The following is a 22893-nucleotide window of genomic DNA, read 5'->3' on the forward strand; positions in this document are numbered from 1 at the left end:
TCCCATCAAGGGAAGGAAAATTAAGTTGACTGAAACTTAATCTCGGATAATATAAGTAAGGGTATGATTTCCTTTACGGTTAAGACCCAGCGCCGCACCGAACTTGTTGACATTACCGGTCAGGTCCAGGATGCGGTTGCCCAAACCGGAGTTTCAAACGGGGTCTGCTTTATCTATGTGCCCCACACCACCGCCGGCGTCTGCGTAAATGAAAGTTATGACCCGGATGTTGCCGAAGACATTACCCGCACCCTGTCCAAACTTGTGCCGGCTGATGCCCATTACCAGCACACCGAAGGCAATGCCGATGCCCATATCAAATCGGTTCTGGTCGGTACCAGTCAGGCGATTCCGGTGGAAAACGGCAAACTGCGTCTGGGTCGGTGGCAGGGGATTTTTTTTTGTGAGTTTGATGGTCCGCGTCAGCGGAGCTGTTTTGTTCAGGTCGTAAGCAACTCAACTTTTAAGGAGGATAAATGAGCCATAAGAAACTTTTTGTCCCCGGTCCAACCGAAGTCCGGGAAGAGGTGCTTAAAGCACAGGCAAAATGGATGATTGGTCACCGTTCTAAGGAGTTTGGTGACCTGAACGCCCGGTGCATTGAAAAAACCCAGAAAATCTTGAAGACCAAGAACTATGTGTTCTGGTGGACCGCATCCGGCACCGGCTTGATGGAAGGCACCATCCGGAATGTGGTGCGGCGCAAGGTGCTGCACTGCGTCAATGGCGCCTTCTCGGACCGCTGGTTCAAAATCTCCCAGGCTTGCGGTAAAGAGCCCGAGGCGCTGCGTGTGGAGTGGGGCAAGGCGATAAAACCGGAGATGGTTGACCAGGCGCTTGCCAAAGGCGGTTTTGAGGCGGTCACGATTACCCAGAACGAAACCTCAACCGGGGTTCGTTCACCGCTTGAGGATATCGCCCGGATGGTACGCAGCAAGTATCCGGATGTTCTGATTCTGGTTGATGCGGTTTCCAGTTTGATGGGCGACTGGTTTGACATCGACGAACTGGGCCTGGATGTGGTTGTCGCCTCGAGCCAGAAGTGTGTTGCCCTGCCGCCGGGTCTGGCGGTTGCCATCATCTCAGCCCGGGCGATGGAGAAGTGCCGGAACAATCCGGACCGCGGTTACTACTTTGATTTTGAGGCGATGCTCAAGCGGTACGAAAAGGACAAGCAGACCCCGACCACGCCGGCGATTTCGCTTTTCTGGGCGCTTGATGTTCAGTTAGACGCCATCCTTGCCGAAGGGATGGAAAATCGGTATCAGCGCCACCAGAAGATGGCGCAGTTCACCCGGGAGTGGGCAAAGAAGTACTTTGCTGTATTTCCCGAACCGGGTTATGAGTCGGTGACATTGACCACCGTGACCAACACCCGGGGCATCAGCGTCAAGGATTTGAACAGCGCGCTTGGTGAGCGGGGAATGCAAATCTCCAACGGTTATGGCGACCTGAAGGAGAAAACCTTCCGCATCGCCCATATGGGTGACCTGACAATGAAAGATATGGAGGCGGTGACCGCGGCGATTGTCGAAATCCTTAAATTGTGAGTCTCTTTCTTTGGCTCGGCTGGGCGCTCTTTTTATATGCTGGGCCAGGAATAACTAAAACTCAGAGCGCCGCCCATTTTACACCGGAGCCTTATGCGGGCGCAAATGAGATTCGTTTTGCCAATGGCATAGTTTTAACACTGCCAGCGGAACCGGTTGACAATAAGCCGCTTTCCACACGCTACTGGCTTGTCCACTTTTCTCAACCGGTCCGGCAGGAGTTTCTCTGCCATTTGCGCCGCATTGGTCTGGAGCCGGTCTGTTACATCGCATATCAAACGGTTGTGGTCCGGAACTTGAGCAGCCGTTCACCTGACGAACTCCTGCCTCAACTTTTGGACATTTCCGTTGACTGGATTGGACCTTTTCTGCCCGAATACAAGTTAAGCCGCGGTGTCGAACCATCAACCCGGGTTGACAATTTGTCATTTGCCCTCTGGCCCGGAGAGAAAAAGCCCTTACATCTTTCCCGCCGGAATGCGCGCCAGTTAACCGAACTTGATGCGGTCTATTATGTTGAACGCCGGCACCGGTTCGAACCGTTCAACCGCGATGTGCAATGGGTGGTACAGACCGGCTGGGACTCAATCGGACCGATAGAACCAGGTCAAAACTTTCGCCGGTTCTGGAACGCCGGACTGCGCGGGCAGGGTATGGTTGTCGGGCTGTTTGATTCGGGGATAATCATTGAGCACGATATGTTCCGTGACCCCTGGGTGCCACTGGAAAGCCCGGGCATCTATCTCAATCACCGCAAAATTGTTGCCTACAAACTGTTCCGCAATGCCGATTTTGGTGACCCGAGCGCGGTTGTCTATCACGGGTCCGCAGTTGCCGGAACCCTTGCCGGTAACGACTCCATCTGCGGCAATTTAAGCGACCTGGACGGTGTTGCACCCGATGCCCGCATCTACTTTCTTGACATCGCCACCGCCAGTGGCCAGTACCTGTTTGATGACAATATGACCGAAATGCTCGACTCAATCCGGCTCAGTTATGGGATGCCCGAACCGGTACGCCAGGTGTCCGGTTCGTTTGGCTCAATGGACCAGACCGGATATTACACCCTGCCCGATGCCACCCTTGATGCGGTTACCTGGCAGGATAAGAAGTTTCTTGTGGTCTGGGCAGCAGGTAATGGCGCCGGCACCCAGTATCGGATTGGCCATCCCGCCTGTGCGAAAAACTGCCTGACCGTTGGCGGTACCGGCAACGGCACAATGAGCAATCTGGTCTACTCCCTTTCCTCTGCCGGTCCAACCCGGGACTTAAGAATCAAACCCAACATTGTGGCACCTGCCGACAGCATCTTCACCGTTTACGGTGCCGGCATCAACACCTATCGCGCCCGCGAAGGCACCAGTTTTGCCGCACCTGCGGTCAGCGGTGCCCTGACTTTGCTCCGCCAGTATCTCAAAGAGGGCTGGTATCCAGATGGCAGACCCAACCCGGAAAGGGGTATTGATGCGCCCAGTGCGGCACTGATGCGCGCCTTTGCCATCTGCGCCACCGACACCAATGTCGGCAGTGGCACGATTCCGGACAACCGCATCGGCTGGGGCAGACTCAACCTGTCCCGGATTATGCATCTACCTGACGACTCACTGGCATTAACCTTTGTTGACGACTCGTTCGGATTGGAAACCGGGCAGTTTGATGAGTACGAAATTGTCCTGGACCGGCGCGAGCCGCTCTCTATCACCCTTGCCTGGACCGACACCGCGGCACTGCCTAACGCTGAAATCGCTCTGGTTAACGACCTGAACTTAGAGGCGATAAGCCCGGATGGAAACCGGTATCGGGGAAATCAACTTTACCTCAGCCAGTCTATTGCCAACCCTACCGCCTGGGACGAAAGAAATGTTGAAGAGGTGATTCGCATCGCGCGGCCCCTTGCTGGCGTCTGGAAAATCCGCATCTATGGCAGAAATGTCTATACCCCGCGTCAGCCTTACGCGCTGGTAATTCGGGGGGGAATCCAGGGATTGCCCATCTGCATCGCCGAAGAGCACGAACAAATAAAGACAAGGGAAAAGCGCAACCCCTATCCCGGTTTACACAACAGCCGGTTTTCCTTTTTGATGGTACCGCCCCAGAGTGTAATGGATATCTGGACACCAGATGGCAGACAGGTTACCCGCATCGAATCTCACAACCGGCAGTTCTACTGGTACTACACCGACAACTCCGGGAAAAAACTGCCCAGTGGAGTTTATCTGTATCAAATTAAAAGGCTGAACACGACGCCCCAATGGGGAAAGATTGTCTTAATCAGGTAAGGGAAACGATATTTTTTACCCACCGGTCGTTAATGATTATCTCCTGATTGTGAACAACTCCCGCGACCCGTACGCCGTTAATTTTGTCAAGAAACGACACCCGTGCCAACAGGTCGGCAACACCCCAGACATCAGACTCAACCTCAATATAACGACGATTGACCACCCTGCCACCAAGCACCAGTTCAAAGCCGTTGTCCTCAATCAGTTTTTTTAGCACCTCAGGCCGATGTCCGGTCTCAAGCAGAAAATGAAAATGGCCAAAGTTGGCACAACCGGTCCAGTCAACACTCGGTTGAATTCGTAAGATACCTGCAGGGTTGTTTGCCGACCAGAACAGACGGGACAGTTTCGCCTTTATCCAGTTTTCACTTTGACCAAACGCCCGGGCAATCTCTGTTCGGGGCAGCGCCGGGTTCTGATAGAGAAACTGCACAAACGCCCGCTCCTCGCGGGTCAGCGGCATCGAGACCGGAAATGTGTACTCCTGGACCCGAAAAACCTCGACCTCGGAACTGGCACTAAAGGTCTGGATAAATCGGGTCTCATTCTCAAAATCACGCGAGTAGAAAACGAGCGCCAGATTATGTCCAACACCCGAAGGCAATGCGGCGTTGATAAAAATCTCGGTAACAAATGGCAACCGGCTGATGATACTCTCAGCAAGCGTCCGCGGCTCATCACTCTTAATCTGCAGGGCACCCATCACCCAGTTACCGCCCAACAAAGGTGGCACCACGAGCGTGAGATGGAATGAGCGGATAAGACCATCTTTCACCAGCCGCTCCAGCCGGCGCCGATACTCATCTTCGTTTAATCCTGCCGGCTTTAAATCAGCCTCATCCGGAAACAAGCCCCTGACCTCGGCAATTCTCAGCGCCGCAAGGTCTGCCGGCTCAAGAACAATCATCTTGCCTCCTTTTCTTCTTTTCCCAACCTTTCGGAACGGGCAACACCCCTTTCCCTCAAATCAGTAGGCACCACGCCGGGAAAGAACCGCCGGCACCGTTTTCAGAATTATCATCAGGTCGCCGGTAAGCGTCCACTCCCGCACATAGCGGGTGTCCAGTTTCACCCGCTCCTCATAAGCGGTGTCGGTTCTGCCCGAAACCTGCCAGAGCCCGGTTAAGCCGGGCGGAACCCGAAACAACAGCAGTGAATAGTCTTTGTAGTAGCCGACCTCTTTCTCGACAATGGGCCTGGGTCCCACCAGACTCATCTGACCAATTAGGACATTGAGCAACTGGGGAAGTTCATCGATGCTGAATTTACGCAACCAGCGGCCCAGCGGTGTTACCCTCGGGTCGTCCTTCAACTTGAATGTCTGCTCAAACTCCGCCCGCTTCACCGGGTCGTTTTTTAAAATCTCCTCAAGCCGCTGTTCGGCATCTTTATACATCGTCCGGAATTTCAGCAAGTAAAACTCTCGCATATTTCTGCCTAACCGGCGATGTTTATAGAAAACCGGACCCGGGCTGGTCAGTTTGACGAGCAGGGCAACCAGGAGCATCGGCAGCCCGAGAATCAACAGAACAAGTAATGAGATTACCAGGTCAACAATCCGCTTCAAACGGCGACCGATGCTGTAGGGTACAAATGGGCCAATGGGCCGGGGATGAGGACCGAGAAAATAGGCGGACATCCGAAACGAAGGGATACCAACAAAGTCCACAAAGTAACGCGGTGCCACCAGGCTAACGAGGTATTCGGTTTTCGGGTCGGTAATGTCAACAACAATCAAATCAACCCGGTCGATTCTACCAATCTTATCACTATTTGCCTTCATCCACCGCTCTAAATCCTCAATCAGGACCGTCTCGACACAGTGAAAACCCCACCACCGTAAAAGGTTGACCTTATCCCGGTTAAAGTCGGTAACATAAAGCACCCTTTGGGGCGCAAGCCGCCGGAGTACAACCCCGATTAACGGCGCCAGAAAAGTTAAATAACACCACAACAACAACCAGAACTTTACCGTGAGCGGTTCACACCAGGACCAGACCGAATGGACAACACTGTAAGAGACATAAGTTAGGGCAAATGCCGCCTGGGTTCGGATTGTTAGCCCGTAATTGGCACGCGCGGTGGACTCAAACTCACCAACCAGATAACTGGCAAGCGCCAAAAGAAACCAGACAACTACAACCGTAGTTACGCCGATGGAAAAGGGAACAAAAAAAAGCCGCAGCAGGGAAACGACGATAAAAAGCAAAAGCAGTTCAAGAAAGATTAAAACCGCATTACTTCGCCCGCTGGCAAGGTTCATACAATTTAATTCCGCGCGCTGCCGCGTAAAGCCCGGCTGAAGGGTTTCAGCCGTTTTTAACGAATTTTCTTTTTGTGGCGCAGTGCCTTACGACGCTTCTTGAATTTGTGCCTTTTGATTTTCCGTAATTTACGCTTCCGACCGCAGGGCATTAACGCTCCTTTTTATCATTTTACGACACGCCACCCTTCATCAAATTTGCCTTCAAAAGACGCGACGCTTTGAATACCGGCACCCTTCGGGGTGGAATGTTTACCGTCGCCTTTGTTCTCGGATTTCGGGCAACCTTGGGCTTGCGTAGTTTGGTTGACAGAACACCAAACCCTCTGATTTCAACCCGGTTACCCTCCTGGAGTGCGCGACACAACTCCTCAATAAACAACTGGACAATTCTACCGACATCGCGCTTGGTAATATTCGGTGCCATCTGACGGGAGATGTTCTCAACAATATCGGCTTTAGTGATGGTCATATTCGCTCCCTCCTATGAGCAACTACTACACTTATGAGAACTACAACTACTGCAGCCCTTACTGCTGGACTGCACCTTCTTTTCCGCTCCGGCAACACCGAATACGGAAAAAACCCTTGAAATCTGTCTACTCCCGCAATCGGGGCAGACTAATCCCTTTTCCTCTTCCTCATTCCATAACAGCTCCTCAAACACTTTGCCACAGGAGCTGCAACAAAACTCTCTGATTGGCATAACTAATTATAAAAATGAGACTTCAAAATGTCAAGCATTCCGTTTTTGTACCCTGGTCGAACTTAAAAGCGCCAGTACCGCGCCGGCAAGGTAAAACGACCCGGCAACAACAATCGGCAACCGGCCCGCCGATAGCTCCTCGGCTCGTTTCAGCGCCGCCTTCAGATCTGGTGCCGTTTCGGCAAGAACCCCAAGCCGCCGGAACACCCCTTTAAGTATCGATGGGTTCATCGCCCGCGGTGAATCGGGTGCAACAACAATTGCGGTATCGGTATAAGGTGCGAGCGGCGCTATCGTTTTTTTAACCAGTTTACCCCGTAGTGAACCGTAGATTAAAACCACCTTATCCTTTAAGTACTCCCGAATCACATTGGCAAGCGCCTGTCCGGACTCGGGATTGTGACAGGAGTCAACTATCAACAGCGGATTTGAGCGCACAATCTGGCAGCGCGCCGGAATCACAACCTTAGACAACCCTTGAACCGCCGGTTCAAACCTAATCCGTACATCGCTTTTTGCCAGAACCCCAAGCACCGTTAATGCGGTCCGGCAGTTCTCAATCTGGTGCCGGCCCAGAAGGTTGAGATTTACCCTGCCGCCGCCCAACTCAGTCCAGCAGGAAAAACCAATCCCGCCCTCGCCCACACTCTCATCCCAGACCCGTGACCGCTCTTCGACCCAGAATGGAATCGCGCCAATTTTACGGGCTTGAACCTCCAGCTCCTGTCTTGCCTCAGCAAATTGCGCCCCAATCACAACCGGTTTTCCGGCACGCATGATACCCGCTTTTTCCCTTGCGATTTTTCGCAGCGTGCCACCAAGTACCTTTATATGGTCATAACCGATTCTCGTAATCACCGACACCATTGGCTCGGACAGATTGGTCGCATCCAGCCTGCCACCCATCCCGACCTCAATAACCGCATAATCAACCCGGGCACGGGCAAAAAAGTCAAACGCCATTGCGGTGAGTAGCTCAAAGTAACTTACCCTCTGACGCTTGACCAGGGGCACGAACCTTTCTACCAAACGGGCAAAATCCCTTTTTGTTATCATGTTTCCGGCAAGTTGAATCCGCTCCCGAACCGAAATCACATGGGGTGAAACAAAAAGTCCGGTCCGAAGTCCGCACCCTCGCAAACCGGCTTCAACCATATAAGCCACCGAACCTTTACCCTTGGTCCCGGCAATCAGAACCACATTGTTGAGCTGTTTCTGCGGGTTACCGGCAAGTTCCAGCAGACGCCTGATGTTATCAAGTTTAAACTCGTTCCGAACCACCGCCTTCTTTTCGTAATTTACCAGTGAGTCAAGAAACGCTCGCGCTGTCTTATAGGTCACAGGTCACTTCCTCAGGACCGGTGCGTAACTCAATACCCCGTTTCGAACTGGCACAGAACTCAATAAACTCTTTGACCTCGTCACCCGCACAACTCCTCTGCAGCTCCTGCTCAATCCTTTTCAGTGCCTGACTCAAATTAAGCCCGGACCGGTACACAATCCGAAATAACTCGCTTAGGATTTCAATCTTTTCCTGTGCCATTCCGGCACGGCGCAAACCAACCATATTTAACCCGCGCACCCGACAGGGTTTGCCTGCGGCAAGCACAAACGGCGGGATATCACGATTGACATAAGAGTGGGCACCGACCATTGCCAGTTTGCCAATCCGGCAAAACTGATGAACCCCGGTCAATCCGCCAAGATTGGCACCGTCGTTTACCTCGCTGTAACCGCCTAACTGTACCCCATTGGTCAAAACGCAGTTGTTGCCGAGCCGGCAGTTATGGGCGATGTGGACATAGTTCATTATGTAATTGCCGTCGCCAATCAAGGTTGCCTTTCCTGCTCCACAGGCACGGTGCACCGTAACATATTCAAAAAAAACATTGTTACTACCAATCACCACTCCACTCTCTTCGCCCTGATAAGAACGGTCCATCGGCTCGGTGCCCACAACTACGCCGGTGCCAAACCGGCAACCATCACCGACCGTCACCTTGCCTTCGAAACGGCAGAATGGTCCAATTTCGCACCCCGGGCCCAGCACCACTTCGGCACCAACAAGGGCACTCGGGTGCACTAACGGACTGCGCCCATCACCACCGCCTCGCACGCCAGCTCTCCTCCCACGAAAACGCTGCCTTCAAACTTGTACACACCGGCTTTCGCCGTAACCAGCCTTACCAAAATGCGCAACCGTTCTCCGGGCCGAACCACGCGTCGAAACCGGACCCGTTCTATCCCGGCAAAAAGGGTCGTCCCGCCTTTCTTTTCCGGCTCTTTTACCAGCGCCAGCACAATGCCCGCCTGAGCAATCGCCTCAACCATCAAAACACCGGGTAGAATCGGGTTTCCCGGAAAGTGTCCGGCAAAGTAAAACTCATCGGCGCGGACATCGCGCCACGCCTCAATCTCATCACCCTCAAGCCGTGCCACACCATCGATAAACAAAAACGGCTCACGATGGGGCAGATACTCCTTGACATTGATGTCAACTGCCATCAACCCTCCTTTGTATGGACAAAATATCCCATACCTATCCTTGACTCGCCAAACTTTAACAACTCTCCTAACTTCTGGACCAGACCCAGGTTTAATCTGTGCCCGGGGTTAAATGCGATAAGCTCCGCCTCAAGTTGACACCCCAGAAGCGCCAGGTCACCGACCAAATCGAGCACCTTGTGCCGGCAGGGCTCGTTCACAAACCGCCAGCGTGCTGGAAAAAGCCAGCCGTTTACCTGCCGTAACTTGAAACCGACCAACTTTTCCACTCGTCTGCCAGCAGTTGTCTTTCCAAATGTCCGCGCCGGCGCAATCTCCCGGATAAAAAAACCGGGTGTAATCCGGCAGGAAAAAAATTGCATCGGGACAACACCCTTAATCTCAAAAAAAATGTGAACTTTTAAACCGGCACCAGGCAGGGCAATGATAAACCGCTCTCCCGAATTTACACCTACTGGCTGGTTAACTCTTAAAACTTTGATACTGTTATTCTGACGGCGCAAACCCGCCCGCTGTAAAAGCCGGACAAATTGCCGGGCGCTGCCATCGCCAAATGGTAACTCCTCACCTTCAACCTCAACCTCAATGTCAGTAACCCCAAGGCAGTAACAGGTGGCGAGAAAATGCTCCACCATCAAGAGCCGGCACTTTCCTTCGGTAAGATAGGTGTAACCATTACCGGCACCGGCGTTTGTCCAATCGGCTTTAATGACCCGATTAAAAACTATTCCCGAACCCGGAACTCCGGGTCGAACTTTCATTTTTACCCTTTTATTGGTTTTCACCCCCCAACCTGCAATCTCTACCTCTCGCCTGATGATAAATCGGCTCACTTATCCCTGCCAAATGCTTGCCACAACTTTGCCCAGAACCTGACCATCTCCTCGTAAGGACGAGCCGGTATTCCCCAGTATTTTGCTCCGGCAGGAACCGACCGGAACACCGCCGACTTCGCATAAATCACACTGTTGGCACCGATTGCAATATGGTCCTTTATCCCGCTCTGACCTGCAATCATCACCCCATCGCCAACTGTTGTGCTCCCTGCGATACCGCTCTGGGCAACAATAATACAGTTCTTCCCAATTTTCACATTGTGAGCGATGTGTACCTGGGCATCAATTTTTGTTCCCTGTCCGATTATCGTCTTTCTTCCGGTCTTTGCCTGTGCCACCGTAACATTAGGACCAATTTCAACATCGTCCTCGACAATCACCCAGCCGTCGTGCTCCAGCCTCCGGAAAACTGCCCCATCCTTCTCATAGCCAAAACCATCCCAGCCAATCACCGTGCCAGGACCAATCCTGACCCGGCAGCCAATTTTAACCCTTCGCCAGATAATTACCCCGGCACCCAGCACCGTCTCAGCACCAATCTCCACCTCTGGACCAATATAAACAAACGGTGCCAGTTGCACCTTATCCGCGACCTTTGCTCCGGGTTCAATCCATACAAAAGAACCGGACCCGAACTTTATCTGACTCTCGGCTCTTTGCGAATCCGGTTTTTCCGGTTCGTTCACTATTAACCTGTTTAAGGATTAATGCTTGAATAAAGCGTCTGGACAACGCTGCTCACCCGCTCACGCAGCACCTCTTTGCGCTCCGCCGTGCCATCCTGCGATTTGATCAGCACTCCGGTTCGTACATCAACCACCGACAGCTGAAATGTTATCTGGCGCTCCCGCTTGGAACATTCGCCGAAAATGCAGTAGTCGGCATCAAGGGCGCGTGCGACATCAAGCGCCTGCTCCATTTGAATCTGCTGGCTGCCATAGCCGCGCGCCTGCACCACCTCATCCACCTTTCGGTCCGGCACCACCTCGACATTTGCCTTGGAACCAAGCAGGGCATTGACAAACCCTCTAATCTGCGCTCCAATTCGCTCCCGCTGTGCTTCATCGTTGGCATCGTAAATCGGCATAATTGCATATATCTTCTTAATCGGACCGGTTGTCGGTACCGGGGCATAGCGCCGGTTCAACTCTTCAAGCACCAGTTCGGTCAAATCCAGCCCCACCTCACCGAAAATAATCCCCGCTTTTTCCGCATCAACCACTAAGGCAAACCCCTCCTGTTGTGCTACCGTGCGCACCGCCGAGTCAATCTGCTCAACAATTGGTGCCAGGAGCTCCTGATTCTTTTGCTCAATCTTCCCATTTTTGCCGTAAACCTGGACGAGATAACTGTCGTAGCGGCGCTTCCGGCTTTCCACCTCTGCCATTTTTGCCCGTTTTCCCTCCTCAGAAAGGGAAAGCTGCTGTGACTCATACTCCTCTTTTGCCTGTTCATACTCCTGTCGCAGCGACTCTGCCTTTGCCTCGTAAGCCGCAATCTCTTTATCCAGCTCCTTTTTTGCCGCCCTTGCACCCTCGTACTGAGCGATAATCCGCTCCGAATTCACATAACCAACCTTGAACTCTTTACCATCAGCCCGCGCACCGAGAACTAAAATCAGCAGCCATCCAATTGAGCCGAATAACGCCGCCGCTAAAAAGCGCGGCAGCCCCACTTCTGTTCTTCTCTGCTTCTGCGCTTTCATTGCGCCTCCTTTTCTGCAGTATCAAGCAACTGGCCCGATATCAGCCGGCCATCTGCTTCGACCCGCAATTTAATCTGGGCAAGTTGCCCGCATCGGTAATTTTTCCCGGTTGGCACGATAGCCACCCTCATATAGTTATCGGTTAATGCCTTGCCACCCGGTTCCAGCACCGCCTCGCGTACTGTTTCGTCAAATTGCCGGTAATAAACCATGCGATTTTTTTCCGAAAAGTCCCGCAATCGCTGCACCCGCTCCTGCTTTATCGACCTGTCCACAACATCACCCCAGATCGCCGCCCGCGTTCCAGGACGCAGCGCATAAGGAAAGACATGGAGATATTTGACCGGTACCGTACGCAGGAAATCTTCCGTGCGGACAAACGACGCTTCGTCTTCACCGGGAAAGCCTACTATCACATCGGCGCCGATGTTCGCTCCCGGCTTCACCGCCTCCAGTCGTTCGATTACCTGTCGATAATATGCACCGGTATAGCGCCGACCCATCGCCGCCAAAATTCGGTCATCGCCACTCTGCAACGGAATGTGAAAATGAGCACACACCCTTGAATCCTGGATAACTTCCAGGAACTCTTCGTCAAAACAGTCCGGTTCAACCGATGCCAGCCTGATTCGGAACCGCCCCGGAATTTTCAGCAGCATAGCAAGCAAACCTGCCAGTTTATAACCCTCACTCTGATACTTCCCGAGGTTCAAGCCCGTAAGCACCACCTCTTGAAAACCCTGTTTCAGAAGCTCGAGGAACTGCTCCCGAACCATCGCCGCCGGTAAAGAAACCGGCTTGCCTCTTACCTGTGCCACCACACAGTAACTACACCCATTGTCGCAGCCATCCTGGACCTTAAGTAGCGCTCGACTGCGCAACGCCATCGGCACAACACCCGCAATCTCCTTTTGCTTCCGCTGGTTGTTCCATACTTCGTCCACACCGGGAATTGAGGTCAACTGAGCGCCGACCCGTTCAGCGTAACAACCAAGGACCACAATCCGTGGCTTGGGCTGTAATCGGCTTAGTCGCCGAATTAGCGCCAGCGAATTCCGGTCGGCATTGCCGGTAACGGTGCAGGTATTGACATACACCGCATCCGCCTCCCGGGGATTGGTTACCAGTTTTACACCCTGCTGCTGAAGCCGCGCCCGCAAGCAGTCACTCTCGGCTTGATTCAGCCGACAGCCAACGGTTATAACCGCTGCGGTCATTAATTAAAGACCCTCGATATCGCGCAGATGGTCTTCAAGGGTAAATTTGTCCGGTGGCAACTCTTCTTCGATAATCTCTTCGGTTTCCTCTTCCTGTTTAAAGCGGGGCTGCAGCGCCTTCTCACTTAAAATCACCCGCCGATTATTCACATCGACCCGCAGCACCTTCAACTCCAGTTCCTGACCAATCTGATAACTTTCCTTAACCTTCTTACCCGCACCTTGCGCCAACTGGCTCAACGGCACAAACCCCTCAATTCCGTAGTTCAACCCAACCACGATTCCGGGTTTGGGAATGTCAAGAATCCGTGCCTTGACGATATCACCCTCTTTCATCTCCTGGGTCAGTCGGTAAAACGGGTCCTCCTGCGTCTGCTTCAAACCGAGGGATATGCGGCGGTTCTCCTTGTCGATCTCCAGGATTATCGTTTCCACCGTCTGCCCCTTCTTCACCACCTCGCGCGGATGCTTAACCTTTTTCGTCCAGGACAGGTCGCCATTATGGATTAAACCTTCAATACCCTCCTCCAGTTCCACAAATGCTCCAAAATCCTTGAGCGCCTTCACCTTACCGGTAACCCGCTGCCCCACCTTGTAGCGTTCATCAATTAGCGACCAGGGGTCGGGCATCGTCTGTTTCAAACCAAGGGAAATCCGGCGGTTCTCTTTGTCGATGTTCAACACAACCGCCTCCACCTCCTGGTCAACTGAAAGTATCTGGGCGGGATGGTGAATCGTCTTCGTCCAGGACATTTCGGAAATGTGGATTAGCCCCTCGATACCTTTTTCTAATTCTACAAAAGCCCCATACTCTGCGAGCGTTGTCACCCGGCCTCTTACCCGCGAACCAATCTGATACTTCTCCTCCACCTTCTCCCAGGGATGCGGCGTCAACTGCTTCAACCCCACCGTAATCCGACCCGTACTCATATCGGCGGAAAGTACCTTCACTTTCAACTTCTCGCCCACCTGAACCACTTCGCTGGGATGAACCACTTTTACCCATGCCAAATCTGAAATGTGCAGCAAGGCATCAACACCGCCAATATCAATAAACGCACCAAACTCGGTTATCGTTTTGACCGTTCCTTCGATGACATCGCCGACCTGCAACTTCGACAACAACTCCTGGCGCAACGCCTCCTGTCGTTCCTCAAGCAACGCCCGCCGGGATACGACGATGTTTTTCTTATGCCAGTTCACCGACAGAATTTTCACCTCAAACACCTTACCTACCAGAGCATCGAGATTTGCTACTGGCCTCATATCAACCTGTGAACCGGGCAAAAAAGCATCCAGCCCCAAAACATCAACTGCCAGTCCCCCTTTAACCCGGCGCAACACTACCGCATTTACCGGCTCACCCTGTTCGGACTTCTGCTTAATCGTCTCCCACGCCAGCTGAAAATCAGCCTTCTTCTTGGAGATGACCGGAAAGCCCTCTTTGTCTTCGAGCGCATCGATATACACCTGGACCTGCTGTCCCTCAACCGCCTCTTCGGGATTGCGGAACTCATCCAGTGGCAGAATACCTTCTGCTTTCAACCCAATATCGACCAGTACCGCATTGGGCAACTTCTTAATAATCGTACCGGTAACGATCTCACCCTCCCGATATGATGGGAAGGATTCGGTGTAGATATCTGAGGACTCTACCCGGATTTGACTGTTGTTATTAATACCTTCACTCATTACTGACAGACCTCCTTAAACTTGGTTGTTTATCACAACCAGAATCTCTAAGTATTCGGGCAATTTCTTCCACCGCCTTGGCCGGAGTTGAAGCACCAGCAACAATCCCGATTTTTTTAAAGCGCGCCCAGCGTCTCAAATTAAATCCAGCCGCCCCAGTCAGATGAACCACCGGTTTACCGCTGGACCGGACAATCTCTGCCAGCCGTCGGGTATTGGCGCTGTTCTTACCTCCTACCACCACAATCGCATCAACACGCTTTGCCAGCCGCAGCGCCGCTTCCTGTCGCGCCACTACCTCGGCACAGACGGTGTCGAAAACCCGGATTTCAGTATAGCGAAAATTAAGCAGATTGGCAACTGCTTCCTTAAGCCGCTCCCGCCCGATTGTCGTCTGCGCCACAATCCCAACCCGGCCTGAGATTTTCATTCTCGGTACGAACACCCTTGCCCCATTGCCGGCAGCAGCAAGAATCGCTTTAACCTCGGGATGGTTCTTTTCCCCAACAACAACAACCTGATAACCTTCTGCTGCCAGCCGCCGGGCAACCTGCTGAACCCGCCGCACATAAGGGCAGGTCGCATCAATCACCTCAATCCCTTTTCGTTCACATTCAACAAAAACCTCGGGTGGGCATCCATGAGCCCTTATCACCAACGCCCCACCCTGCACTTCATCCAGGCTTCGTATTGCCCTTATTCCCGCGCTTGCGAGTTCGTCGAGCACTTGCGGATTATGCACCAGTTGCCCGAATGTATAAACCCTCCCAAATCGTTTTAATCCCCCTTTTGCCAGTTTGATTGCCCTTTCCACCCCGAAACAAAATCCATTAGGTTTAGCAACAATCACCCTCGACATATCTACTTTACTTCCGTGCCTCTGCTCTTCTGCGCCTCTGCCTGAACCCGCTTAAAAACCTCGGCGGTTAACCGTTCGTAACCGGCCCGACTCGCCTCATAATCATCTGGGTACACCGGCAAACCAAACCGCACCTCGATTGCTCCTCGCCACTTGGGTTTATGGCGCAACCCCAGCCTCACGAAATCCCGGTCAACCCAGTAAGAAATAATCGACTGCGCCACACCAGATATATACGTGGGAACAACCGGCACCCGATTAAGAACCGCCAGCATCCCGACACCGGGTTTAAACTCATGGATTTCACCGTTTCTGCTCCTTGTTCCTTCAGGAAACAACACCAGCGTCTGATTCCGCCGCAAAACCGCTCCACAGCGCTTTATTGCGCCCAGGTCAATTCCTTTTCTCCCCACGGGCAGCGCATTCCATCTCTTGATTAACCAGGCAAAAGGACGATACCGAAAAAGCTCCTCTTTCGCAAGGAAGTAAACCTCTCTTGCCGCTGCCCATCCCACAATTAAAGGGTCAAAATTGGAAGTATGATTCGCTGCGATTATCTGTCCACCGGCAACAAGATGCTCCCGTCCCACAACCCGTAGTCCCAATAACAACTTTGCCAGCGGATAGGTCCCGATCCAGGCAATCCGCCACCGTAACCTCATCGTCTTCCTGCAAGGCGTTGCCGTGCCAGAGCACAAACCACCGCCACCTGTTCCTCAATTGTCAAATCGGTTGTATCAATCAAAACCGCATCGGGTACCCGGCGCAAGGGTGAAATCCTCCGCTGGGAATCAATTCGGTCCCGCTTCAAAAGATTTCTCCTTACCGCTTCTTTTCCTACTTTGGTCCGCCCGCTACTATTCAATTCCTGTTCTCGGCGCTTCACCCTTTCCCAAAGTGCGCAATCAAGAAAAACCTTCAACTGTGCCTTAGGAAAAACAACGCTGCCGATATCCCGACCTTCGCATACCACATTTTTACCTCTTGCCAGGCGACGCTGTTCCCGGACCATTTTTGCTCGTACCGCAGCAATAGCACTAACTTCCGAAACTAACCCGCTAACCTCTGGACTTCTTATTGCCGCGGTCACATCCTTGCCGTCTAACAATACCTGCAATTTACCTCGATGCCAGACAACATCGACCTTGGTTGAATCAAGTAACCGTTTTAGGGCATCTTCATCTCCGATATCAATCCCACTCCTCAGCACCTTCAAAGTTATCGCCCGGTACATCGCGCCGGTATCAAGATAACAAAAACCTAACTTTTGGGCACACAACCGTGCGGTCGTGGATTTACCGGACCCAGCAGGTCCATCAATCGCGATGACGAATCCCGTTTTCTTCACTCCGCTGACTCCCGCAGGGCGTACTGCTGCGCCAGTTGCAACTGCATCTGCCGTAACCTTGACGCAATCGTTCGGGCAACAAGCCGCATCATCACATAGCCCAGTCGAGGGTCTTCGTCAAACAATCGCTCCAATTCTTTAACATCAAACTCCAGATAACTACAATCGGTAATCGCCCGACTGCCCGCGGTGTAGTGAGGGTTACCGACCAATCCTGACCAGGCAAACATCTGCCCAGGACCAAGAGTCAGCACTTGATAGGTCTGATGCGCCACACCGAAATCCAGTGTCAGGATAACCGCCAGCCGGCCTGAAACCAGAATGTAAAACTTAGTCGCCGGCTCACCCTGCACATCAATTAACTCTCCTGCCTTTACCGAATTTAACCGGGCAATACGGGCAATTCGCTCCAGTTCCTCTTCATCCAGCCGTTCAAAACCCTCGATGCCCCTAAGAAAATTTTTCAAGCCATTGAGGTCCATAGTTCCTCCTTAAAAATGCTCCTGAATCGAAACCCAGAAAACCCGGTTCATTCGGGTTTGCTCGTTATTCCCGAAAATATCCCGCAAGGCAAAACCAAGCCGGACCCGTTCCTGAAAAGTCCAGGCAATACCGGTGTTTAGCCAACCACCCCGCCAACGATTCTCGGCGGGCAGGTCATTCAACGCCGGGTCGTATTCTACCACAAGTTCCACATCTCCGGGTAGCAACTGATTGACAACCAAAAAGCCGTTAAACCCCTGCCACCAGTTCACGCCCAATTCGCAATAGGTCCGGCTTACCTCAATCGTCTTCCCTAACGCCAGATACACCCCTTTTTCTTTTACCGTAAACCGCTCGCCATCACAATAGTCATAACCCTGACTCTCAAATCCGAGTGCCAAGTCAGGCACATAGCCCATTTCCTTCAGAATTGCAACCCTTGCCATTAGTTCCGGCCTTGGTCTTGACATTTCCGGGACACCGCTGCCGATCAATCGATTCACGCTGTAAGACATCCCCATCGTTAGCCGGTCAAAGAGCCCAACGCTGAACCGCGCCAGGACTCCACCTTCGCCCCACATCCGTATCCCGCCATAGTACTCGCCGTGGGCTAACGAAATCGGCACCGGCTGGTCGATATGGTAAATCACCCCAGCCGCAGGTAAAGCGAAAACCGCCCATAAGAACACAGCAAAAGTCCTCATATTGGTTCAGCATAAAGTAAAACCCGCTTAAGTCAAGAGTAGTAAATCCCGTCAGGCCCTATCTGTTATCGCGGCTTCGGCTAAACTGTATAGACCCTGAGGTATTAACCAAATCGGCTTGACCTACCACTGCCGGCAAATAGAATTTAGCTATGAGCGGGAGGTTCAAACTCCGTGCCCCATTTAAGCCTGCCGGTGACCAGCCTGAGGCGATTGCCCGACTCGTTGAGTTCATCGAGTCCGGCGCCCGCTTTTCCACCCTGTTAGGGGTCACCGGCTCCGGCAAAACCTTTGTTATGGCAAATGTCATCGCCCGCCTTAACCGGCCCACAATCGTTCTTTCCCATAACAAAACCCTTGCGGCACAACTCTACGGCGAGTTCAAGCAGTTCTTCCCCGAGAATGCCGTTGAATACTTCATCTCCTATTACGACTACTATCAACCTGAGGCTTATGTCCCGGAGCGCGACCTTTACATCGAAAAGGATGCGTCGATCAACGAAGAGATTGAAAGATTGCGGTTGCGTGCCACTTCCAGCTTGATCGAGCGCCGCGATGTGATTGTTGTCGCCTCAGTCTCCTGCATCTACAACCTCGGTGAACCCTGGGAGTTTAAAGAATCACTCTTCCCCATTGAACTGAACAAGGAGTTAAACCGCGACCAGCTCCTCGACCAACTGGTGAAACTCCAGTACACCCGAAACGACTTTGAGTTGAAAAGGTCAACTTTCCGGGTCCGGGGTGATGTCGTCGAAATCCACCCCTCCCATCGTGACTACGGTGTCCGGTGCGAATTCGACGGCGACCGCGTCGTACGATTGAGCATCTTCGACATCCTTACCGGTGATTTAATTGAACGCCGGGAACGGGCTGTAATCTACCCGGCAAGGCACTTTGTCACCGGAGAAGAACGGGTTGAACGGGCACTAAAATCCATTGAACACGAGCTGCGGCAGCGGGTGGCAGAACTGGAGGCACAGGGTAAACTACTCGAAGCGCAGCGGTTGAAGACGCGTACCAAGTTCGACCTGGAAATGATAAGAGAATTTGGCTACTGCCCGGGAATTGAAAACTACTCCCGCCACTTTCTGGGCAAAGCACCGGGCGAAAGACCCTACTGTCTCCTTGACTACTTCCCGGCAGACTATCTAATGTTTATCGACGAATCCCATGTGACTGTTCCCCAGATTCAGGGTATGTACAATGGCGACCGAGCCCGTAAACAGGTTTTGGTCGATTACGGCTTCCGTCTTCCTTCCTGCCTTGACAACCGGCCCCTAAGATTTGACGAGTTTGAACGCTTAATCAATCAGGCAATTTTCACCTCAGCAACTCCGGGCGACTACGAACTCACTGTAAGCCAGGGCCGGGTCGCAGAACTTATCGTCCGTCCAACCGGACTGGTAGACCCGAAGATGACGGTCAAGCCGACTAAAAATCAGGTTGATGACCTAATCAATGAAATCCGCACGCGGGTTGCACAGCAGGAACGGGTGCTGGTCACAACCCTGACCAAACGGATGGCTGAAGACCTGGCAGAGTATCTAACCGAAATGGGTATCCGGGTCCGTTATCTCCACTCCGAAATTGAACCCCTGGAGCGGGTGCAGATTCTGCGCGGGCTGCGCCTCGGTGAGTTTGATGTCCTGGTGGGCATTAATCTGTTACGCGAAGGGCTGGATTTGCCGGAAGTGTCTCTTGTCGCGGTGCTTGATGCCGACAAAGAGGGTTTTCTCCGCGACGCCCGTTCGCTGATTCAGACCGCGGGCCGCGCCGCAAGAAATGTTCAGGGTGAGGTGATTCTCTACGCCGACAATCTCACCCGCTCAATCCGTAATGCCCTTGCTGAGACCGAAAGGCGTCGTCAGAAGCAACTTGAGTTCAATAAACGGCACGGCATTGTCCCGCGCTCAATTGAAAAGACCGCGCAAGAGGTCCTTGAGACTACGGCGGTTGCCGATGCTAACCAGGAAAGGAAACTGGATGAAGAAAAGTGGCTGGTCGCCGAAGGAACAAACCCGCTGGAACTGCTTGAGCGCTTGGAAAAGGAAATGAAAGCCGCTGCCCTTGCCCTTGAGTTTGAGAAGGCAGCACAACTGCGCGACCGAATTCGGCAGATTAGACAGGGGATTGAAGACGAAGAGTGGAAAAAGGCGCGGCAAAAAAGAGTAAAAAAGCGCTGATACTCGCCGCAAACGCTGTGTTCCCAGAACGGGACAAAGAAAGCGTTTATAAGTTAACTTTTCACCATTCGTAAAAACAGACTTTTGGCCAAAGAGGCGATGGTCATTGCCCGTGCCGGACAGATTTCCGCACAGCAAAAACAGGCGATACATCTCTTACAATTTATCACCGGATAAGGGTTGAGGTTAATCGCCTGAACCGGACAGTTTTGGACACATTCACCGCATTGAGTACAAAAACGACGGTTTAGTTGCGGGGTGCGGCGCAAAAGAGGATAAATAAGGGTTGACACCTTACTAACAGCCGCTGCAAGCCCTACGGGTGGTAAGCGAAACCCTTTTATCGGCTGAAAATCACCGTGAATCTCTATTTTCTCCCGCAGTATCGGACCCAGGTTACGCGCCGCAGCAGTCCGGCAGATTGGAATCTTCTCCGGCTTGCCGCCGGCAAGAAGTACCATCACCGCATCAAGGGCAACCGCGTTAGTACTCGCAATCAGCAGTTTAAGATTCAGGACCCGACCGCCACTTGGCCCGTTCGGACCATCCATTCCCCGAATCCCATCCATAATATTGACAATCGGAATCGGCACCGCCTGATAGATGTCAACCAGTAGTTCAGCAAACTCCAGACCGCTCTTCGCTACGGCATGAAGATAGGTTTTGTGTCCCCCAGGGATGATACCAAAGATGTTTTTGACCGCGCCGGTAATTATCGTTAACCCGTGCGTTTTGAACACCGGCAGGTTGAGAATCACATCCGCTTCCCGAAGCAGACCCGAGACCGGTACCGTGGCAACGAAGCGCGACTTAAGGGGCAGATTAAAGACCTCCAGCCCGGGATTAACAAAATACTCCCCTGCTGCCTCCACCACGCCGGTTGGTTTTAGGTACTCTTCAAGCGGAATTTTGCGCACACCCGCCGGATTGTCACCCACCCAGATCCGGCTTGCCCCGCGCCGTTTCAGCTCCTGTACCGCGAGCCGAACAAGTTCTGGATTAGTGGTTACGCTCCGCTCGGGCGGGTGCGGTGCAAGGAGATTGGGTTTAACCCAGACCCTTTTCCCGGTAAAGTCAAACCCAAGAAAGTCAAATACCTCCTCAACCGCCGATTCTAAATCATCAACCTTTCGGACAAGGACACGGTCCAAGCGGTGCTGCGGTTATTGCCCGGGGATTATGTAAAGCACATTGGCGAGCGACACAATCGCCTCAGGCTGTTTCTCTTTGCCCTCAGGTACACCCGCATCTTTAAAGGTCACATCGACCATCTTCACGACACCTTCTTTAATCGTGTATCCGCCACAGACCGCACTTCCCCCCGATTTAAGAAACACGACCGGCATTTACACCTCCGTTTTACACCTCGGGCTTCGGCAACGGACAGCGCAAGGGTTTGTCAACCCGCAATCCCAGCACATAGTCTGCTTGAAGCAGTTTGTGAATCTCGCGCGTCCCTTCGTAAATCTGGGCACCTTTGGCGTTACGATAGAACCGCTCCACTGGATACTCGTCCGAAAATCCATAGGCACCGAAAATCTGTACGGCATTACTTGCCGCCTTTTCTGAGGCGGCGCAGGCATAAAACTTTGCCGCTGAGGTTTCCCGGGTTCCGGGCCTTCCCTGATTCTTCACCCAGCCCGCTTTGAGGTAAAGAAGCCGGGCAATTTCGTAATCCATTGCCATCTCAGCAATCATCTCCTTCACCAGCTGGTGCTCGGCAATCGGTTTGCCAAATGTGTACCGGGTCTTGGCATACTCAACCGAAGCATCAAGACAGGCACGGATTAAACCGGTTGCACCAGCACCAACGGTGTAGCGTCCCTGGTCCAAGGAAAACATTGCAATTTTGAACCCTTCATTTGGCAGGCCGAGCATATTTTCCTCAGGCACCGCAACATCCATCATTGCAATTGAACCGGTATTGCCGGCGCGGACGCCCAGTTTTCCTTTAATTGTCGAGGTTGTTAGCCCTGGCATCCCCCGTTCGAGAATAAAGCACGATATTCCCGAGTGGTCCCGGCGTTTCTGCTTTTCGAGGTCGGTCCAGGCAAAAATGAGAAATGTATCAGCAACATCGGCGAGCGAAATCCAGGTTTTCTCGCCATTGATGATGTAGCGGTTCCCGTCTTTACGCGCCCAGGTCTTCAACCCGACCACATCCGAACCCGCACCCGGCTCGGTGAGACCGAACGCCCCTAATCGCTCCCCCTTTGCCAGCGGAACAAGGAACCGCTGCTTCTGTTCCTCACTACCCCAGGTAAGAAGTGTCAGCGAGGTAAGACCGATGTGCACCGAAAGAATTACCCGTAAAGATGTGTCAACATACTCCAGTTCTTCACAGGCAAGCCCCAGCGCAATATAGTCCTGTCCGGTACCACCGTAACGAGATGGTATTGTCAGACCTAAGAGCCCCAGTTCCGCCATCTGGCGGCGGATGTCCCGGTTAAACTCATGTCGGGCATCCCATTCCTTTATATTGGGCTTTACCTCCTTTTGCGCCCAGTTGCGGGCGAGTGTAGCAACCGCCTGCTGTTCTTCCGTAATTGTGAAATCTATC

24 protein-coding genes are annotated in these 22893 nt (G+C 52.7%); 4 read left to right on the top strand and 20 right to left on the bottom strand.

All coding sequences use genetic code 11. The features are described 5' to 3' along the window. Nucleotides 1-63: 63 nt before the first annotated feature. The 3 genes from HPY86_07595 to HPY86_07605 are packed head-to-tail and all read left to right on the top strand — an operon-like array spanning nt 64 to nt 3829. Complete coding sequence (locus HPY86_07595) at nt 64-480, top strand: YjbQ family protein (GenBank protein NPV14774.1); 417 nt, start codon at nt 64-66, stop codon at nt 478-480. Further along, on the top strand, nt 477-1550 hold the full coding sequence (locus tag HPY86_07600) for an alanine--glyoxylate aminotransferase family protein (GenBank protein ID NPV14775.1): 1074 nt from the start codon (nt 477-479) through the stop codon (nt 1548-1550). Before HPY86_07595 ends, HPY86_07600 begins: the two co-directional genes overlap by 4 nt. Then, nucleotides 1547-3829 (top strand): S8 family serine peptidase, encoded by a 2283-nt coding sequence (locus HPY86_07605; GenBank protein NPV14776.1) that lies wholly within the window; start codon nt 1547-1549, stop codon nt 3827-3829. The genes HPY86_07600 and HPY86_07605 overlap by 4 nt, the downstream gene beginning before the upstream one ends. Here HPY86_07605 and HPY86_07610 read toward each other — a convergent pair. The 17 genes from HPY86_07610 to HPY86_07690 all read right to left on the bottom strand — a co-directional run bounded on the left by HPY86_07610 (nt 3822) and on the right by HPY86_07690 (nt 18150). Beyond that, entirely contained in the window at nt 3822-4739 is a 918-nt protein-coding gene (locus HPY86_07610; protein ID NPV14777.1) for a hypothetical protein, read from the bottom strand. The genes HPY86_07605 and HPY86_07610 overlap by 8 nt on opposite strands. Nucleotides 4740-4799: 60 nt before the next feature. After that, nucleotides 4800-6095: a hypothetical protein gene (locus HPY86_07615; protein ID NPV14778.1), complete on the bottom strand. Its 1296-nt coding sequence runs from the start codon at nt 6093-6095 to the stop codon at nt 4800-4802. Between the two features lie 172 nt (nt 6096-6267). Next, nucleotides 6268-6567 (bottom strand): integration host factor subunit beta, encoded by a 300-nt coding sequence (locus tag HPY86_07620; protein NPV14779.1) that lies wholly within the window; start codon nt 6565-6567, stop codon nt 6268-6270. A 12-nt stretch (nt 6568-6579) separates the two neighbouring features. Continuing rightward, nucleotides 6580-6801 carry a hypothetical protein gene (locus tag HPY86_07625; protein ID NPV14780.1) on the bottom strand — a complete coding sequence of 74 codons (222 nt, stop codon included), beginning with the start codon at nt 6799-6801 and terminating at the stop codon, nt 6580-6582. Nucleotides 6802-6831: 30 nt separating this feature from the next. Further along, nucleotides 6832-8142: a bifunctional folylpolyglutamate synthase/dihydrofolate synthase gene (locus tag HPY86_07630; protein ID NPV14781.1), complete on the bottom strand. Its 1311-nt coding sequence runs from the start codon at nt 8140-8142 to the stop codon at nt 6832-6834. After that, nucleotides 8132-8917 carry an acyl-ACP--UDP-N-acetylglucosamine O-acyltransferase gene (gene lpxA / locus HPY86_07635; GenBank protein NPV14782.1) on the bottom strand — a complete coding sequence of 262 codons (786 nt, stop codon included), beginning with the start codon at nt 8915-8917 and terminating at the stop codon, nt 8132-8134. Before lpxA ends, HPY86_07630 begins: the two co-directional genes overlap by 11 nt. Then, a complete protein-coding gene (gene fabZ / locus HPY86_07640; protein ID NPV14783.1) occupies nt 8884-9306 on the bottom strand; it encodes a 3-hydroxyacyl-ACP dehydratase FabZ in 423 nt (140 codons plus the stop codon). The genes lpxA and fabZ overlap by 34 nt, the downstream gene beginning before the upstream one ends. Further along, entirely contained in the window at nt 9306-10139 is an 834-nt protein-coding gene (locus HPY86_07645) for a hypothetical protein (protein ID NPV14784.1), read from the bottom strand. The genes fabZ and HPY86_07645 overlap by 1 nt, the downstream gene beginning before the upstream one ends. Continuing rightward, nucleotides 10136-10828, bottom strand: a complete 693-nt coding sequence (locus HPY86_07650; GenBank protein ID NPV14785.1) for a UDP-3-O-(3-hydroxymyristoyl)glucosamine N-acyltransferase — start codon at nt 10826-10828, stop codon at nt 10136-10138. The genes HPY86_07645 and HPY86_07650 overlap by 4 nt, the downstream gene beginning before the upstream one ends. An 11-nt stretch (nt 10829-10839) precedes the next feature. Beyond that, nucleotides 10840-11847, bottom strand: a complete 1008-nt coding sequence (locus HPY86_07655) for a hypothetical protein (GenBank protein NPV14786.1) — start codon at nt 11845-11847, stop codon at nt 10840-10842. After that, nucleotides 11844-13064, bottom strand: coding sequence for a radical SAM protein (locus HPY86_07660; GenBank protein ID NPV14787.1), 1221 nt, complete (start codon nt 13062-13064; stop codon nt 11844-11846). Before HPY86_07660 ends, HPY86_07655 begins: the two co-directional genes overlap by 4 nt. Before the next feature lie 3 nt (nt 13065-13067). Next, nucleotides 13068-14756 carry a 30S ribosomal protein S1 gene (rpsA, locus tag HPY86_07665; GenBank protein ID NPV14788.1) on the bottom strand — a complete coding sequence of 563 codons (1689 nt, stop codon included), beginning with the start codon at nt 14754-14756 and terminating at the stop codon, nt 13068-13070. Continuing rightward, nucleotides 14749-15615, bottom strand: a complete 867-nt coding sequence (ispH, locus tag HPY86_07670; GenBank protein NPV14789.1) for a 4-hydroxy-3-methylbut-2-enyl diphosphate reductase — start codon at nt 15613-15615, stop codon at nt 14749-14751. Before ispH ends, rpsA begins: the two co-directional genes overlap by 8 nt. Nucleotides 15616-15617: 2 nt before the next feature. After that, nucleotides 15618-16277 carry a 1-acyl-sn-glycerol-3-phosphate acyltransferase gene (locus HPY86_07675; protein NPV14790.1) on the bottom strand — a complete coding sequence of 220 codons (660 nt, stop codon included), beginning with the start codon at nt 16275-16277 and terminating at the stop codon, nt 15618-15620. Further along, nucleotides 16274-16963 (bottom strand): (d)CMP kinase, encoded by a 690-nt coding sequence (locus HPY86_07680; protein ID NPV14791.1) that lies wholly within the window; start codon nt 16961-16963, stop codon nt 16274-16276. The genes HPY86_07675 and HPY86_07680 overlap by 4 nt, the downstream gene beginning before the upstream one ends. Then, a complete protein-coding gene (locus tag HPY86_07685; GenBank protein NPV14792.1) occupies nt 16960-17445 on the bottom strand; it encodes a Crp/Fnr family transcriptional regulator in 486 nt (161 codons plus the stop codon). The genes HPY86_07680 and HPY86_07685 overlap by 4 nt, the downstream gene beginning before the upstream one ends. Nucleotides 17446-17454: 9 nt before the next feature. Continuing rightward, nucleotides 17455-18150, bottom strand: coding sequence for a hypothetical protein (locus tag HPY86_07690; GenBank protein NPV14793.1), 696 nt, complete (start codon nt 18148-18150; stop codon nt 17455-17457). A 152-nt stretch (nt 18151-18302) separates the two neighbouring features. Between HPY86_07690 and uvrB the strand changes: the two genes are divergently transcribed. After that, nucleotides 18303-20333: an excinuclease ABC subunit UvrB gene (uvrB, locus tag HPY86_07695; protein ID NPV14794.1), complete on the top strand. Its 2031-nt coding sequence runs from the start codon at nt 18303-18305 to the stop codon at nt 20331-20333. Nucleotides 20334-20386: 53 nt separating this feature from the next. Here uvrB and HPY86_07700 read toward each other — a convergent pair whose 3' ends face one another. Genes HPY86_07700 through HPY86_07710 form a run of 3 tightly spaced genes read right to left on the bottom strand, consistent with a single transcriptional unit; the run spans nt 20387 to nt 22892 of the window. After that, entirely contained in the window at nt 20387-21484 is a 1098-nt protein-coding gene (locus HPY86_07700) for a DUF362 domain-containing protein (protein NPV14795.1), read from the bottom strand. Nucleotides 21485-21496: 12 nt separating this feature from the next. Further along, nucleotides 21497-21679: a hypothetical protein gene (locus HPY86_07705; protein ID NPV14796.1), complete on the bottom strand. Its 183-nt coding sequence runs from the start codon at nt 21677-21679 to the stop codon at nt 21497-21499. Between the two features lie 13 nt (nt 21680-21692). Then, on the bottom strand, nt 21693-22892 hold the full coding sequence (locus HPY86_07710; GenBank protein ID NPV14797.1) for a butyryl-CoA dehydrogenase: 1200 nt from the start codon (nt 22890-22892) through the stop codon (nt 21693-21695). Between the last annotated feature and the right edge of the window lies 1 nt (nt 22893).

The organism is candidate division WOR-3 bacterium, assembly GCA_013177935.1.
Taxonomy (GTDB): Bacteria; Hydrothermota; Tepidihabitantia; order Tepidihabitantales; family Tepidihabitantaceae; genus Tepidihabitans.

Coding starts and splice junctions, on each gene's coding strand:
- HPY86_07595 (NPV14774.1), top strand. CDS start 64: ATGATTTCCTTTACGGTTAAGACCCAGCGCCGCACCGAACTTGTTGAC.
- HPY86_07600 (NPV14775.1), top strand. CDS start 477: ATGAGCCATAAGAAACTTTTTGTCCCCGGTCCAACCGAAGTCCGGGAA.
- HPY86_07610 (NPV14777.1), bottom strand. CDS start 4,739: ATGATTGTTCTTGAGCCGGCAGACCTTGCGGCGCTGAGAATTGCCGAG.
- HPY86_07615 (NPV14778.1), bottom strand. CDS start 6,095: ATGAACCTTGCCAGCGGGCGAAGTAATGCGGTTTTAATCTTTCTTGAA.
- HPY86_07620 (NPV14779.1), bottom strand. CDS start 6,567: ATGACCATCACTAAAGCCGATATTGTTGAGAACATCTCCCGTCAGATG.
- HPY86_07625 (NPV14780.1), bottom strand. CDS start 6,801: ATGCCAATCAGAGAGTTTTGTTGCAGCTCCTGTGGCAAAGTGTTTGAG.
- fabZ (NPV14783.1), bottom strand. CDS start 9,306: ATGGCAGTTGACATCAATGTCAAGGAGTATCTGCCCCATCGTGAGCCG.
- HPY86_07655 (NPV14786.1), bottom strand. CDS start 11,847: ATGAAAGCGCAGAAGCAGAGAAGAACAGAAGTGGGGCTGCCGCGCTTT.
- HPY86_07660 (NPV14787.1), bottom strand. CDS start 13,064: ATGACCGCAGCGGTTATAACCGTTGGCTGTCGGCTGAATCAAGCCGAG.
- rpsA (NPV14788.1), bottom strand. CDS start 14,756: ATGAGTGAAGGTATTAATAACAACAGTCAAATCCGGGTAGAGTCCTCA.
- ispH (NPV14789.1), bottom strand. CDS start 15,615: ATGTCGAGGGTGATTGTTGCTAAACCTAATGGATTTTGTTTCGGGGTG.
- HPY86_07675 (NPV14790.1), bottom strand. CDS start 16,277: ATGAGGTTACGGTGGCGGATTGCCTGGATCGGGACCTATCCGCTGGCA.
- HPY86_07685 (NPV14792.1), bottom strand. CDS start 17,445: ATGGACCTCAATGGCTTGAAAAATTTTCTTAGGGGCATCGAGGGTTTT.
- HPY86_07690 (NPV14793.1), bottom strand. CDS start 18,150: ATGAGGACTTTTGCTGTGTTCTTATGGGCGGTTTTCGCTTTACCTGCG.
- uvrB (NPV14794.1), top strand. CDS start 18,303: ATGAGCGGGAGGTTCAAACTCCGTGCCCCATTTAAGCCTGCCGGTGAC.
- HPY86_07705 (NPV14796.1), bottom strand. CDS start 21,679: ATGCCGGTCGTGTTTCTTAAATCGGGGGGAAGTGCGGTCTGTGGCGGA.